Consider the following 14449-nt stretch of genomic DNA (forward strand, 5'->3'; position numbering starts at 1 on the left):
CCTCCCCCCGACGGATCTCGGGCTTGCCCGAGATCCGCACCTTGTGTGCCCAAGTCGTGTACCCAAGTCGGGCAGGCCCGACTTGGGTACGGGGTGGGAGCCGGTAGGGCAACGCAGATCGATCGCGGCCGAACAGGCCGACCAAGGAGCTTCCCATGCACGCCCTGATACACGGCGCCCCCGGCATGATCGGCCGCCGGCTCACCAAGGCCCTGGTCGCGTCCGGCGCCGGCGGCGGCCCTCCGCTCGACGCGCTTCCCCTGACCGCCTTCGAAAGTCTCGTCGCGCCTTCCCTCCCCCCGACGGATCTCGGGCTTGCCCGAGATCCGCACCTTGTGTGCCCAAGTCGTGTACCCAAGTCGGGCAGGCCCGACTTGGGTACGGGGGGGGAGCCGGTAGGGCAACGCAGATCGATCGCGGCCGAACATGCCGACCAAGGAGCTTCCCATGCACGCCCTGATCCTCGGCGCCGCCGGCATGATCGGCCGCCGGCTCACCAAGGCCCTGGTCGCGTCCGGCGCCGTCGGCGGCGCGCCGCTCGACGCGCTGACCCTGATCGACGTGGTCCAGCCCGACGCGCCCGCGGGCTTCGCCGGCAACGTCCGCACCGAGGCCGCCGACCTCACCGCGCCGGACGCGGCCGACGCCGCCATCGCCGGGCGGCCCGGCCTCGTCTTCCACCTCGCAGCCGTCGTCTCGGGCGAGGCGGAGGCGAACCTCGAGCTCGGCTATCGGGTCAACCTCGACGGCACCCGCTTGCTGCTCGACGCGATCCGCCGCGCGCACCTGGCCGACGGCTACCGGCCGAAGGTGGTGTTCACCTCCTCGCTCGCGGTGTTCGGGCCGCCGCTGCCACCGGTGATCGGCGACGACTGGATCGTCACGCCGGCCTCCTCCTACGGCACCCAGAAGGCGATGGGCGAGTTGCTGCTCGCCGACTATTCCCGCCGCGGCTTCCTCGACGGCATCGCCTTGCGCCTGCCGACGATCTGCGTGCGCCCGGGCAAGCCGAACAAGGCGGCGTCGGGGTTCTTCTCCGGCATCATCCGCGAGCCGCTGGCCGGCCAGCCGGCGATCCTGCCGGTGCCCGAGACCGTGCGCCACTGGTTCGCGAGCCCCTCGGCCGCGATCGGCTTCCTGCTGCACGCGGCCGGGCTCGACCTCGCCCGCCTCGGGCTGCGGCGCGCGCTGACGCTGCCGGGGGTGTCGGCCACCGTGGCCGAGGAGATCGAGGCCCTGCGCAAGGTCGGCGGTGACAAGGCGGTCGCCCTGATCCGCCGCGAGCCCGATCCGGCCGTCGCCCGCATCATCGAGACCTGGCCCGAGGCCTTCGCCACCGAACGCGCGCTCGACCTCGGCTTCACCACCGACGCCTCGTTCGACGCGATCGTCGCCGAGCACGTCGCCGAATTCCACGCCGGGACATAAACCTATGTGACATTTCGTCAGGCACGGTCGAACCGGGGAGGCGACGCGTTAGAACGGGTCGAGCCTCCGGGAAACGCATCGCCTTGTACAAGCCCATCGAAGACTACGCCGTCATCGGCGACACCCACTCGACCGCGCTGATCGCCCGCGACGGCTCGGTCGACTGGCTGTGCTGGCCGCGTCACGATTCGCCGGCCCTGTTCCTCGCGCTGCTCGACGACGACAAGGGCGGCTCCTGCCGGATCGCGTTCGAGGGCCTGCGCTCGACCTCGCGCCGCTACCTGCCCGAGACCAACGTGCTGGAGACGACCTTCGTCACCGAGACCGGCAGCGCCCGGCTGGTCGACGTGATGCCGGTCAACCCGCCGACCCCCGAGCCCGAGGAAGGGCCCGACGGCGAGGGCGAGAGCCGCCTGATCCGCCTGCTCACCTGCATCGACGGCCACGTCGCCGGGCGCTTCCTGGTGCACCCGACCTTCGACTACGCCCGCTGCGACGGCATCCCGATCGTTGACGGCGCGACGGTGCTGTTCGAGGCCGGCAAGCAGCGGCTCCGCGTCAACGCCGCGCCCGAGCCGAGGCTCGACGGCGCGGTCGCGGTGAGCCGGTTCGCGATCGCGGCGGGCGAGACCGCCTACCTCGTCCTCACCCACGGCGAGGACGGGGAGCGGGCCGCGATCGACGATTTCGCCGGCGCCGAGCGCCGGGTCGCGGCGACGATCGACTACTGGCGGCGCTGGAGCGAGCGGTGCACCTATCACGGCCCCTATCGCGACGCGGTGCTGCGCTCGGCCCTGTGCTTGAAGCTGCTGACCTACTCGCCGTCGGGCGCCATCGTCGCGGCGGCCACCGCCGGCCTGCCCGAGGCGGTTCCGGGCAACCGCAACTACGATTACCGCTTCACCTGGATGCGGGACGCGACCTTCACCGTCACCGCCTTCGTGATGCTCGGCTACGTCCGCGAGGCCTCGGAGTTCTTGCGCTTCCTGCGCGAGGCGGACGGCAGCTTCGGCCGCGACACCAAGCTGCTCTACGGCATCGCCGAGGCGATGCCGCCGGAGGAGGAGCTCGACCACCTCTCCGGCTGGCGCGACGTCGGGCCGCCGCTGATCGGCAACGCCGCCGAGGGCCAGGACCAGCACGACATCTACGGCGAGCTGGTGCGCGCGCTCTGCGTCTTCCTCGAAGCGGTCGAGTACGACCCGCCGGAGAAGGTCCACGACCGCCTGCCCGAGGTGCTCGACAACCTCACCCGCCGCGCCATCGCCTGCCGCGACGAGGCCGACGACGGCATCTGGGAGCTGCGCACCGGCCCGCGCCACCAGCTCCACACCAAGGCGATGCTCTGGGTGGCGCTGAACGACGCCGCCCGGATCGGCCGCAACATCGAGGGCGTGCCGCCGGAGAAGATCGAGACCTGGGAGCGGATCGCCGCCGAGATCCGCGCCGACTACCTGGAGAAGGCCTGGAACGAGGAGCGGCAGGCCTTCACCGGCGCCTACGGCTCGCACCACCTCGACGCGGCGGTGCTGCGCGTGGCGTTGTTCGGCGCGATCGACCCGAGCGACCCGCGCCTGCGCAAGACGCTGGCCGCGATCGAGGCTGAGCTCGGCGTCGGCGACCTGATCTACCGCTACCGCATGGACGACGGTCTCGCGGGCGACGAGGGCACGTTCACCGCCTGCGCCTTCTGGCGCGTCGGCTGCCTGGCGCTCGACGGCCGCACCGGCGAGGCCAAGGCGGCGTTCGAGCGCCTGCTGGCGCGCGGCAACGACGTCGGGCTGTTCGCCGAGATGATCGACCCGGAGAGCGGCGAGCAGCGCGGCAATACCCCGCAGGGCTTCTCGCACATGGCGCTGATCAACGCGGCCCTGCGCCTGCAGGACACGATCGGCCGCTTCGGCCTGCCCGAGGAGGGATGCGTCGCGACGAAGGCGGCGGCGGAGTAGACGCAGCGCGGGGCTTTCGGCTGACCGCGCTCACTTCCCTCCCCCCTCTGCGGGGGAGGGTGGCCCGCGAAGCGGGTCGGGAGAGGGGAGCGCGCTATCCGGAGAGGTCGCTCCCCTCTCCCGACCCTCGCTGATGCGAGGCCCACCCTCCCCCGCAGAGGGGGGAGGGAGAAGAGGCGCGATCCTTCGGCCTCGTCACCGGCCGCTCGACCCGAACCCGCCGACGCCCCGCGCCGATGCCGGCTCATCCGCGTCGGTCACGACCAGCCGCGGCCGCGCGACCCGCGTGAACACCAGTTGCGCGATGCGCTCGCCCGGCGCGATCCGGATCGGGTCGCCCGCCGGGTTGCGGTTCCAGGCCGAGATCATCAGCGGGCCCTCGTAGTCGGCATCGATCACCCCGGTGCCGTTGCCGAGCACCAGCCCGGCGCGATGGCCGAGGCCGGACCGGGGGAAGATCAGCCCGCACCAGCCGGCCTCCCGGATCAGCACCGTGAAGCCGGCGGGGATCAGCGCCGGCGGCCCCTGCGGCGCGAGGTCGAGTGCCGCGTCGAGGCAGGCATGGAGGTCGAGGCCGGCGGCCTGGGCCGAGCCCCATCGCGGAAACCCCCACCCCGCCAGCCGCGGATCGAGCCCGCGGATGCCGACTTCGGGCAGCGCGTCGCTCACGGCCGGCGCGCCGCGATGGCGTCGGCCAGGGCGACGATGCGGTGGGCCTCGTCGGCATGGGATCGGTCGATCGTTCGGCCCCGAAACGCGGCCGTGCCGCGCTCGCGGGCGGCCGGCGCGGCGAAGGCGGCGATCGCCGCACGCGCCTGCGCGACCGCATCCGGGCCCGGGCCGAACACCGCGTTGGCGGCGGCGATCTGCGCGGGATCGATCAGCACCTTGCCGTCGAAGCCGCCGTCGCGGGCCTGCTCGGCCTCGGCGCGGAAGCCGGCCTCGTCGGCGGTCGCCTCGAACACGCCGTCGATGACGTCGATCTCGTAGGCGCGGGCCGCGGCGACGACGCTCATCAGCAGCGGCATCAGCGCCGGGCGGCCGGGGACGCCGCGACGGATCCGGGTCGCCGCGGCGAGGTCGTCGGTGCCGACCACGAGGCAGGACAGGCGGGTGTCGACGTCGCGCGCGGCGCTGGCGATCGCGCCGACCTGTAGCACCGCGAGGGGGCTCTCGATCATCGCCCAGATCCGCAGCGCCGGCGCCGCGCCGAGGCGCCTCAAGCGGGCGCCGACGGCCACCAGGGCGTCGGGGCCGCTCACCTTCGGCACCAGGATCGCGTCGGGGCCGGCCGCGGCGATCGCCGCGAGGTCGGCCTCGCCGTGGGCCGAATCGAGCGCGTTGATGCGGACCACCACCTCGCGATGACCGTAGGGACGGCCCGTCACCGCGGCGGCCACCGTCTTGCGGGCGGCGTCCTTGGCCTCGGGCGGGACGGTCTGCTCCAGATCGAGCAGCACCGCGTCGACCGGCAGGGTGCGAGCCGCCTCCAGGGCCTGCGGGTTCGAGCCCGGCAGGGACAGCACGCTGCGACGCGGACGGATCTCGGTCATGGCGGCATCTTTCCGTCGGCGGGGCGACGTCCGTAAGACAGAAGCGCCGATAGCGTTCTCCGGACGGCGAGACAAGGAGCGGGAATGGCGCGCTGGATCGCGGGACTCGACGGCTGCCGCGGCGCCTGGGCCGGCGTGCTGCTCGACCTCGACGATCCCGGCCGCCACCGCGCGGCCCTGTTTTCCACCGTCGCCGAGTGCCTCGACGGACCGGAAGCGCCGGTCTCGGTCGGCATCGACGTACCGATCGGACTGCCGGACCGCGCGACGGGCGGAGGCCGGGCGGCCGACCGGGCCGCACGCGCCTATCTCGGCGCCGGCCGGTCGAGCGTGTTCCCGGTGCCGCCGCGCGCGGCGATCTTCGCCGACGACTACGAGACCGCCAAGGCGTTGTCGCGCGCGGGCAGCGCGCCGCCCTTCGCGCCCTCGATCCAGTGCTTCAACATCTTCCGCTACATCCGCGCGGTGGACGCCCTGCTGCGCGAGCGGCCGGCGCTGACGGCGCGCCTGCACGAGGTCCACCCCGAGATCGCCTTCCGCCGCCTCAATGGCGACCGGGCGCTGGCGGCGGGCAAGAAGGGGCCGCAGCGGCAGGCCGGGCTGGACCTGCGCCGGGCGCTCCTCGTCGCCGCCGGGCTGCCGGAGACGCTGGTTCACGGCGCACGGCCGCGCGGCGTCGGTGCCGACGACCACCTCGACGCGATGGCCGGCCTCGTCGTCGCCCGCGACATCCTCCTCGGCCGCGCGAGCCCGCTGCCGGACCTGCCCGAGCGCGACGCCCACGGCCTGCCGGCGGTGATCTGGATGCCGGCGCCGCTTCAAGGGGGCGACCGGGCCGAATCCCGCGAGCCACGCAAAGTCTGCTAACGACCTGGGCCATGAGCGAACAGACCCGAGACCCGAACCCCGCCATCCGCCACGTCGCCCGCGCGCTGGTGTTCGATCCCGCCGACCGGCTGCTGCTGATCGAGTACGAATCGGTGCACGCGCATGCGCCGGACGGCACGCCGCTGCGGTTCTGGTTCATGCCGGGCGGCGGGCTGGAGCCCGGCGAGGACCACGTCACGGCCTGCCGCCGCGAATTGTCGGAGGAGATCGGCCGGGCCGACTGCGCGATCGGCCCGCAGGTCGCGGCCTGCGACGGCCCGTTCCACCTGTTCCGGCAGTCGCGCGATGCACGCGAGCGCTATTTCCTGGTGCGTCTGCCCGACGACCGGATCGACACCAGCCGCCTGATGGAGACCGAGGACAACCCGCTGCACGGCACGCGCTGGTGGACGGTGGCCGAGCTGCTCGCCACCGAGGCGCGGATCGAGCCCGCCGGCCTCGGTCAGCTCGCCGAGCGCCTCGTCGCCGGACACGTTCCAGACGCCCCGATCATCCTGACCTGGCAGCAAACTTGAGCGTGGAACAGGGGGCTCAGGCCACTCGTTCCGTGACGGAATTTCTCGATTGTCAGGAGGACCCATGTTTCCGACCGCGCTCACCGACGGCTACCGTTCCTTCCTCTCCGGCCGCTTTCCCACGGAGCGGAAGCGCTTCGCCGAGCTGGCGACCGCCCAAGAGCCCGAGACGCTGGTGATCAGCTGCTGCGACAGCCGGGTCGCGCCGGAAGCGATCTTCGACGTCGGCCCCGGCGAGCTGTTCGTGATCCGCAACGTGGCCGCCATCGTGCCGATCTACGAGACCGGCGGCGACTATCACGGCACCTCGGCGGCGATCGAGTTCGCGGTGCAGGGCCTCGAGGTCAAGAACATCGTCGTGCTCGGCCACGCCAGCTGCGGCGGCATCAAGGCCTACGCCAACAAGGCCAAGCCGCTCTCGAAGGGCAACTTCATCGGCAAGTGGGTCTCCCTCGTCGAGCCCGCCGAGGCGAAGGCCGGCGATTCGAGCGCGCCCGAATACCTCACCCGCCTCGAGCACGCGATGGTCAGCCAGAGCCTCGAGAACCTGATGACCTTCCCGTTCATCAAGGAACGGGTCGAGGCCGGCACCCTGAAGCTGCACGGTGCGCATTTCGGCGTGGCCACGGGCGACCTTCTGGTCCGCAATCCCGAGACCGGGGACTTCGCGCAGGCGGTCGATCGGAGCGGCGAGCCGCTGCGCCCCTCCGCGATGATGAGCTGCAGCTGACGCGTCCGGCGAGGCGGGTGCTTTGGTTCGAGAGCACCCGCCTCGCCTTTCGATCCGAGATCGATCGGAACGGAAAGGCCAGGGCCGACGAAAGCCCGGACCAACGAAAAGGGCGGCAGGCTCGCGCCTGCCGCCCTGTCTCGTGAGCCCCGCTCGGCGTCGGCGCCGAGCGGGATCGGACGATTACATCGCGTCGCGGGCGCCCGGCAGGCGCTGGGCCATGCCGTAATGGTGCTGCAGCACCGGCAGGGCCTGCTGCGCGTAGGTGCGAAGCGCCGGGTTCGGGCCGGACGAGGCGTAGGTCTCGGTCATGCCGATCGTCATCCGGTGCGCCTGGACCTGCTGGCTCACGTAGAGGCGGTCGAAGCGCGGGCCCGACGGGGTGGCGGAGAGCTCCGCCAGCATCGCCTGCTGCTCGGGGCTGGGCTGAACCACCGTGGTGCCGGCCGTCTGATCGACGTCGGCGTTGCCGAGGCGGCTGCCCGCTGCGGCGCCGCGCTGCGCGCCCGAGCCGAGACCTTCGAGGCCGCCGACCGGGCCGCCGTTCAGCGTCCCGCCGACCACGCCCGCGGCCGCGCCGGTCGCCGCGCCGACGGCGCCACCGGCCACCGCCAGCGGCGCGCCGATCAAGCCGTCCACCGGACCGCCGACCACGCCGCCCTGCGCGGCGACGTAGTTGCGGTCACCGCCGACGAGGGCGACGTTGGCCGAACGGTGGTCGCGGATCGCTTCCTGGGCGTAGGTCCGGATCTGCGGGTTGCGGGACTTCGACAGCGCGATCTGGCTCGACTGGATCTCGAAGGCGTTCGCCTGCAGCGACTGCAGACGGAAATCGCTCAGGCCCTGGGCCATGGCCGGGGTCGAGACGGCGAAGGCGAGCGCGGACAGGACGGCGTATTTCTTCAGCATTGAAAACCTCGATCGATGAATGGTGAGCGTGCAAGCCGGCGTAGTTGTATCGCCCATACCGGTTTCAACCGAAACGGACGGCGACAGCACTTCATCGAACCAACGATGACGATCGCGCATGGTTCCTCTGGTCTTGCCTGACCTTGCGCCGTCCGCCGCGCGGGCTGCGACGCTTGATCCGCCCCGCGGCAGCCGCCATGCCTTTCGCCGTCCTTCCGTCTCGAGGCCCCGCCTTGACGCCCCGCTCCACCCAGATCTTGTCAGTGCAGATCCTGCGCGCGGTCGCGGCGCTGCTCGTCGTGATGCACCATGCGCAGGCCGAGGCGACCGCGCTGGCGCAGCGGACGGGCGCGGCCTTCGCCCCGAGCGGGCTGCTGCCCTGGGCGGGCGGCGTCGACGTGTTCTTCGTGATCTCGGGCTTCATCATCGTCCACGCCGCGGCGCCGCACGCGGTCGGGCGCCATGCGGCGCAGAGCGGAGGTCGGCGCCGCTTCCTGGCGCATCGGATCGCGCGGGTGGTGCCGCTGTACTGGCTGGTCACCGCGCTCTACCTCGCGGTCGGGCTGGCGGCGCCGTCGGCCCTCAACGGCAGCGGCGGACCGCCGGACGCCGGCCAGGTCGTCGCCTCCTTCCTGTTCTGGCCCGCGGCGCGGCCGGACGGCGCGGTGCTGCCGCTCTACGGCCTCGGCTGGACGCTCAATTGCGAGATGGCGTTCTACGCGCTGTTCGCGCTCGGTCTCGGCTGGGGTCGCCGGGTCGGCGTCGCCTGGCTCGTGGCGGCCCTCGTCGGGATCGTGCTGGCGGGCGCCTGGCTGAAGCCGGACGCCGTGCCGCTGGCGTTCTGGTCGAACCCGGTGATGCTGGAATTCGGGCTCGGCGCCCTGATCGCGCTCGCACGCGGCGAGGGCGTGCGGCTGGGCGGGCCGGCGCGCGCCGGCCTGGCGCTCGCCGGGTTCGGCCTGCTCTTGCTCGTCGCGCGCACCGGCCCATTCCCGGACGGGTTCCTGCGCCCGCTCGCCCTCGGCATCCCGGCGGCCTTCCTGGTGGCGGCGGCGGCACTCGGCCACCGGCGGACGCAGGCGCGGCCGCCCTCGCCCGTCGTGTCCGCCCTGGCCGCGCTCGGCGACGCCTCCTACGCGCTCTACCTCGTCCATCCCTTCGTCCTGCGCGGCCTGCGCGAGGCGCTCGCGCGCTCCGACCTCGCGCCGTGGCTCGGCCCCTGGGTCGCGCTCGGCGTGATGGTGGCCCTGAGCGTCGTGGCGGCCCTGCTCGTCCACCGCCATGTCGAGCGCCCGATGACGCGCCTCGCCCGCGCCCGCCTCGATCCCGATCGCCATTCCCTTCCGAGACCGAAAACCGTGTGAGCGCCGGGCGGCTGCGAGTTTCCCGCCGCGGCGATCCGCATTAGCGTCGCGACGGTGATGGCGAACCCGAGCGAGGCGACGCGATGAAGACCCTGCTGGTGCCGATCGCGCTCCACGACGCCCTGCCCTCGGTGCTGGAGACGACCCGCCTGGTGGCACAGCGCTTCGGCAGCCTGATCGAGGGCGTGTCGCTGCGGCCGGCGCTCGCCGAGTACGTGCCCGTCGACATGGTCGGCGGCATGACCTGGCTGCGCGACGAGGAGGCCGACCGGGCCGAGGCCGAGGAGGCGGGCGGGCGCTTCGTCGCCTTCATGGACGGGGCCGGCATCCCGCGCCACGCCCGCGACGGCCTGTGCGTTCCCGAGAACGTCGCCGGCGCCGGCGCGCGCTATCGCTGGCGGCAGGACGTGCCGGCGGGCGACGCCTTCCTCGGGCAGTACGCGCGCCTGTTCTCGGCCACCGTCGTCGGCCGCCCCGGCGCCGCCGACGGTACGCCGCGCATGACCACCCTTGAGACGGCGCTGTTCGAGGGCGGCCGCCCGATCCTGGTGGCGCCGCCGACCCCGCCGACCCGGTTCGGCGACGCGATCCTGGTTGCCTGGAACGGCTCGACCGAGACCGCGCGCGCCGTCGCCTTCGCGATGCCGCTGCTGCGGGCCGCCTCCCGCGTGCTGGTGCTCAGCGTCGAGGGCGGCACGGTGCCGGGCCCGAGCGCCGAGGACCTCGCCCGCTCGCTCGCCTGCGAGGGCGTGGCCGCCGACCACAAGGCGCTTCCCGCCGGGCGCCGGACGCCGGGCGAGACCTTCCTCGCCGAGGCGAAGGAGTTCGGCTCCGACCTGCTGATCAAGGGCGCCTACACCCAGAGCCGGCTGCGGCAGATGATCTTCGGCGGCCCGACGAGCCACCTGCTCGCCCACGCCGACCTGCCGATGCTGATGGCGCACTGACGGCGTGTGCCGCGCGCGAAGCGGGAACCTCGACCGTTCGCCCGACGTTCGCGCCTCGCCGGCCATTCCGGTCGAGTGAGGGGCTGACGACAGTGATCCGAGCTTGTCTGATCGCGCTCGCGATGGGTGCGACCTCCGTTGCGGCGCAGGCCGCGGAATCCTTCGCGCGCTACCAGGGCACCGTCGAGGCCCGCGACGCCGACACGCTGACGATCCGGCGCGCGGCCGGCGGGTCCGTCACCGTCCTGATGAACGTGAAGACGCGCCTGTTCATCGCGACCGCAGGCCGCCTCCGCGACATCAAGCCGGAGAGCTACGTCAGCATCGTCTCGGTGCCCGGCGCCGACGGCAAGCCGAAGCCGATCAAGGTCGCGATCTACTCGCCGTCCGAGCGCGGCTTCGAGGCCGGCACCAAGCCCTGGGACGCGGCCCCCGACGCGCGGCTCACCGCGGGCTGGATCGGCGGCCTGTCGCTCGATCCGCCGCGGCAGGTCGAGCTGGTCTACGACGGCGGCAGCAAGTCCTTCACCATCCCGCCCGGGACGCCGACGGCGCAGATCGCCCCGGGCGAGAGGGCTCTGCTCGTGCCCGGCGCTGACGTCGTGGTGCTCGCGCGCACCGACGCCGACGGTCTCGTCAACGCCGACCTCGTCGCGGTCGGCCGCGCGGGAACCGAGCCGACGCTGTGACATCGCGCACAGCGCGACGCCGCCGGCCGGTTCGGGCCGGCGGCCCGTGAGCGCGGGCATGGCGCCGGGACGCGCGCCCGCGCTACATCGCCCGGCATGACCGATTTTCTTCTCGATTCCCGGCTCGCCGCCGACACCGTGCCGGTCGGCGACCTCGGCCTCTGCTCCGTCCTGCTGATGGACGATTCCCGCTTCCCGTGGCTGATCCTGGTGCCGCGCCGGGCTAATTTGAGCGAGCTCACCGATCTCGCCGCCGAGGATGCCGCCGCCCTGTGGCGGGAGGTCCACCTCGCCACCGGGGTGATGCTGGCGCTGGCCAAGCCCGACAAGGTCAACGTCGCGACGCTCGGCAACGTGGTGGCGCAGCTCCACGTCCACGTGGTCGGGCGCTTCCTGTCGGATCCGGCCTGGCCCGGCCCGGTCTGGGGCTTCGAGGCGAGAAAGCCGTATCCGCACCATGCCCGCGCGCAGCTCGCCGAGCGGGCCGGCGCCCTGTTCGCAGCAGCCTGAGGTGGCGATGACCGACCCCTTCGCCACCCTGGGCTTCACGCAGAGCCGGCTCGTCCGCCATTCCTCGGAGCAGGCGGAGGACGCGGTGCCGCCCCCCGACGCGCCGGGCACCCGGCTGGTGCTCCTGGCCGGCGACGCGCTCGTGCTTCGGGGCGGGAGCGCGATCCTGGAGGCCGAGGACGGCGTCCGCGCGAACCCCCTGATCACCCAGGAGCGGATCTTCCTCGGGCATCTCGACGGGCGGCCGATCTTCGCGGCGGTGGCGGCGCCGGAGGCGGCCGAGGCCTATGCCGGCGACGGCTTCCGGACGCTCGACCTGCGCACCATCGCCACCGAGGGCGCCGTGCCGCAGGACGAGCTCGGCCTGCTCGCCACCGCGAAGTCGATGCTCGGCTGGCACGCGCGCAACCGCTTCTGCGCCAATTGCGGCACGCAGACCCTGGTCCGCGCCGGCGGCTTCCGGCGCGAATGCCCGACCTGCGCCGCCCATCACTTCCCGCGCACCGACCCGGTGGTGATTATGCTGATCCGCCGCGGCGAACGCTGCCTGCTCGGGCGCGGCCCGCACTTCAAGGAGGGGATGTACTCGTGCCTCGCCGGCTTCCTCGAGCCCGGCGAGACGATCGAGGCCGCGGTCGCGCGCGAATCCTACGAGGAGACGCGGGTGCGGGTCGGCGCGGTCGGCTATCACACCTCGCAGCCCTGGCCGTTCCCGTCCTCGCTGATGATCGGCTGCACGGCGGAAGCCCTGGACGAGACCATCGTCACCGACCCGACCGAGCTCGCCGACGCCCGCTGGTTCGACCGCGCCGAGGTGCTGGCGATGCTGGAGCGGCGCCACCCGGACAACCTCTTCGCCCCACCGGCTATGGCGATCGCGCACGTGCTGATGCGCGCCTTCGTCGAGGGGCGGGCCTGAGGGCCGAAACCCGTCGTTTGCCACAGACTGCAGCTGCCCGGAATCGGTCATTCCTGGCCGGGCCGCTTCCGGGCGAACAGTGGAACGGCCCGACATCTCCCCCGTCTCGCCGCGCCGGGCAGACCACCTGACACGCGGATCGGAACGGGCTCCGCGAACGCGCTTGCAGGTTTCCTGCTCGTCGATCAGCTCGCGATCTTCTCAAGGCGCCCGAGACCTTGGAAAAGATCCTCGAACCGGGCCGCCGGCAGCGCCTTGGCGTACAGGAATCCCTGACCCTGCTTGCAGCCCATTACGAGCAGCCGCGCCTCCTGGTCCGACGTCTCGATTCCTTCTGCGATGATGTCCAATCCGATGTCGTTCCCGATCTGGATGATGGAGCGCACGATCGCCGCATCGTGCTGATCGGTCATCAGGTCCCGGACGAATCCGCGATCGATCTTAAGGCGGGTCAGAGGGAAACGCTTGAGCGAGCTCAAGGAGGCGTAGCCGGTGCCGAAATCGTCGAAGGAAATGCCGACTCCGCGACGATGCAGGTCGCGAAACGGGCGGAGGACAGGCTCGTCGACCTTCAGGAAGATCGTTTCCGTGATTTCCAGCTCCAGCATCTCCGGGCTCAGCCGGTGCCGCTGGAGAGCGTCGGCGACATCCGACGTCAGCGTCCCCGACCGGACCTGGGCGGTAAACAGGTTGACGCCCATTTTCCGGATCGGGAGCCCTGCGTCGCGCCAAGCCGCCATCTGCCGGCAGGCTTCGTCGAGGATCCAGCGTCCGACCTCGAGTGCCAGGGGGTGCTCCTCGAGCTGGGACAGGAAGGCGCCCGGAAACAGTAGACCGCGTTCGGGGTGCTGCCATCGCAGGAGGGCCTCCGCACCGTTGATGCGCCTGGTATCCAGAGCCACCTGCGGTTGGTAGTGGAGCACGAACTCACCGGCCGCGACCGCCCTGCGCAACTCCGACTGCAGCGCCAGTCGCGAAAGCAGCGCGCTCCGCATGTCGGGCTGAAACAAGCGGAAGCGACGCTTGCCGTCCTGTTTCGCGCGAAAGAGCGCCAAGTCCGCATTGCCGACGAGCTCGCCTGCCGACAGGCCCTGCGTCGGGCTGATGGCGCCTCCGATGCTGGCGCCCAGGTGGAAGGTATGACCTAAGACGCAGAACGGTGCCGCGAAGGCGTCGAGAAGCGCGGCGGCACTGGCTGCGACCTGCAGGGGATCGGTGGCGCCCGGCAGCATCACCGCGAACTCGTCGCCGCCGAACCTGGCGACGATCGCATCCTGATCGAGCCAGGCCGGCAGACGGATGGCGAGGGTTTGGAGGACGGCATCACCGGTGCCGTGCCCCCAGCTGTCGTTCACCTCCTTGAATCCATCGAGGTCGAGCATGAGGACGCACGTGGCCTGACCGGCGGCGAGCCTCGCGTCGAGCGTCTCTTCGAAGGAAGCGCGGTTGGGCAATCCGGTGAGCGTGTCGTGATGCGCGAGCCTGACCAGATGCTCGTCGCGGGCGCGCCATTCCGAGATGTCGCGCATGATCGCCCCGAAGCCGAGGCCGAAGCGGTCTCTCCAGATCGACAACGTGAACTCGGCCGGAAACTCGCTGCCGTCGCAACGTCTGGCGGTGACCTCGATCGTTCGACCGGCCATCCGGGAGGGCTCGTTGCGGGCGATGCGCGCCAAACCCGCCGCGTGGCTGGCGCGAAACCGTTCGGGAACGACGAGATCGACGTTTTGGCCCAGCATCGCGCCGGGTCCGTATCCGAAGAGCGCCTCGGCCGCCTCGTTCACGAAGGTGATCCGACCGGTGCCGTCGTTGGCGATGAACGCATACGTGGCGGCCCGCGCGAGTCCCACGGCGCCGGCCAACGCGGTCTCCGACGAGACGGGGTCGTGAGAACCGAATGCTTGCTCGGTCGCGTCGATGTCGGTCATCACTTCAGCTCAATGGAATTCACGCATTGCGAAGAAGCAATATGTCACGTTAATCGGATCGAATTAAACTTGTGTTACAGTCAATCCAATCGATTAAAAACTACCGGATTCAGATTTTAC

14 protein-coding genes are annotated in these 14449 nt (G+C 71.8%); 10 read left to right on the forward strand and 4 right to left on the reverse strand.

All coding sequences use genetic code 11. The annotated features are described in order from the left end of the window. Positions 1-447 precede the first annotated feature (447 nt). Both denD and MKK55_RS14510 read left to right on the forward strand, forming a co-directional pair. A complete protein-coding gene (gene denD, locus MKK55_RS14505; RefSeq protein WP_243935653.1) occupies positions 448-1428 on the forward strand; it encodes a D-erythronate dehydrogenase in 981 nt (326 codons plus the stop codon). A gap of 83 nt (positions 1429-1511) precedes the next feature. Then, positions 1512-3377, forward strand: a complete 1866-nt coding sequence (locus MKK55_RS14510) for a glycoside hydrolase family 15 protein (RefSeq protein WP_243935655.1) — start codon at positions 1512-1514, stop codon at positions 3375-3377. Positions 3378-3572: 195 nt separating this feature from the next. Here the strand turns inward: MKK55_RS14510 and dut are convergent, their stop codons facing one another. Both dut and MKK55_RS14520 read right to left on the reverse strand, forming a co-directional pair. Next, on the reverse strand, positions 3573-4046 hold the full coding sequence (gene dut / locus MKK55_RS14515) for a dUTP diphosphatase (protein WP_243935657.1): 474 nt from the start codon (positions 4044-4046) through the stop codon (positions 3573-3575). Further along, on the reverse strand, positions 4043-4930 hold the full coding sequence (locus MKK55_RS14520; protein WP_243935659.1) for an HpcH/HpaI aldolase/citrate lyase family protein: 888 nt from the start codon (positions 4928-4930) through the stop codon (positions 4043-4045). The genes dut and MKK55_RS14520 overlap by 4 nt, the downstream gene beginning before the upstream one ends. 84 nt (positions 4931-5014) lie before the next feature. Between MKK55_RS14520 and MKK55_RS14525 the strand changes: the two genes are divergently transcribed. The 3 genes from MKK55_RS14525 (at position 5015) to MKK55_RS14535 (ending at position 7063) form a co-directional block, all read left to right on the forward strand. Next, positions 5015-5797 carry a DUF429 domain-containing protein gene (locus MKK55_RS14525; protein WP_243935667.1) on the forward strand — a complete coding sequence of 261 codons (783 nt, stop codon included), beginning with the start codon at positions 5015-5017 and terminating at the stop codon, positions 5795-5797. Positions 5798-5808: 11 nt separating this feature from the next. Further along, positions 5809-6333: an NUDIX hydrolase gene (locus tag MKK55_RS14530; RefSeq protein WP_243933203.1), complete on the forward strand. Its 525-nt coding sequence runs from the start codon at positions 5809-5811 to the stop codon at positions 6331-6333. Between the two features lie 64 nt (positions 6334-6397). Further along, positions 6398-7063 carry a carbonic anhydrase gene (locus MKK55_RS14535; RefSeq protein ID WP_147843815.1) on the forward strand — a complete coding sequence of 222 codons (666 nt, stop codon included), beginning with the start codon at positions 6398-6400 and terminating at the stop codon, positions 7061-7063. A gap of 183 nt (positions 7064-7246) precedes the next feature. Here MKK55_RS14535 and MKK55_RS14540 read toward each other — a convergent pair whose 3' ends face one another. Beyond that, positions 7247-7972, reverse strand: a complete 726-nt coding sequence (locus tag MKK55_RS14540) for a DUF4142 domain-containing protein (RefSeq protein ID WP_243933201.1) — start codon at positions 7970-7972, stop codon at positions 7247-7249. A 233-nt stretch (positions 7973-8205) separates the two neighbouring features. Between MKK55_RS14540 and MKK55_RS14545 the strand changes: the two genes are divergently transcribed. The 5 genes from MKK55_RS14545 (at position 8206) to nudC (ending at position 12401) form a co-directional block, all read left to right on the forward strand. Next, entirely contained in the window at positions 8206-9336 is a 1131-nt protein-coding gene (locus tag MKK55_RS14545; protein ID WP_279596197.1) for an acyltransferase, read from the forward strand. 83 nt (positions 9337-9419) lie between these two features. After that, the gene (locus MKK55_RS14550; protein WP_147728435.1) at positions 9420-10283 is read left to right on the forward strand and encodes a universal stress protein; all 864 of its coding nucleotides are present in this window, start codon (positions 9420-9422) and stop codon (positions 10281-10283) included. A gap of 122 nt (positions 10284-10405) precedes the next feature. Continuing rightward, a complete protein-coding gene (locus MKK55_RS14555; protein WP_147844110.1) occupies positions 10406-10972 on the forward strand; it encodes a hypothetical protein in 567 nt (188 codons plus the stop codon). 96 nt (positions 10973-11068) lie between these two features. Continuing rightward, the gene (locus MKK55_RS14560) at positions 11069-11482 is read left to right on the forward strand and encodes an HIT domain-containing protein (protein WP_147728437.1); all 414 of its coding nucleotides are present in this window, start codon (positions 11069-11071) and stop codon (positions 11480-11482) included. A gap of 7 nt (positions 11483-11489) precedes the next feature. Next, on the forward strand, positions 11490-12401 hold the full coding sequence (gene nudC, locus MKK55_RS14565) for an NAD(+) diphosphatase (RefSeq protein WP_147728438.1): 912 nt from the start codon (positions 11490-11492) through the stop codon (positions 12399-12401). Positions 12402-12586: 185 nt separating this feature from the next. On the opposite strand, the gene MKK55_RS14570 is transcribed toward nudC, so the two are convergent. Further along, positions 12587-14329: a putative bifunctional diguanylate cyclase/phosphodiesterase gene (locus MKK55_RS14570; protein WP_243935687.1), complete on the reverse strand. Its 1743-nt coding sequence runs from the start codon at positions 14327-14329 to the stop codon at positions 12587-12589. Positions 14330-14449 lie beyond the last annotated feature (120 nt).

The organism is Methylobacterium sp. J-059, assembly GCF_022829485.1.
GTDB lineage: Bacteria > Pseudomonadota > Alphaproteobacteria > Rhizobiales > Beijerinckiaceae > Methylobacterium.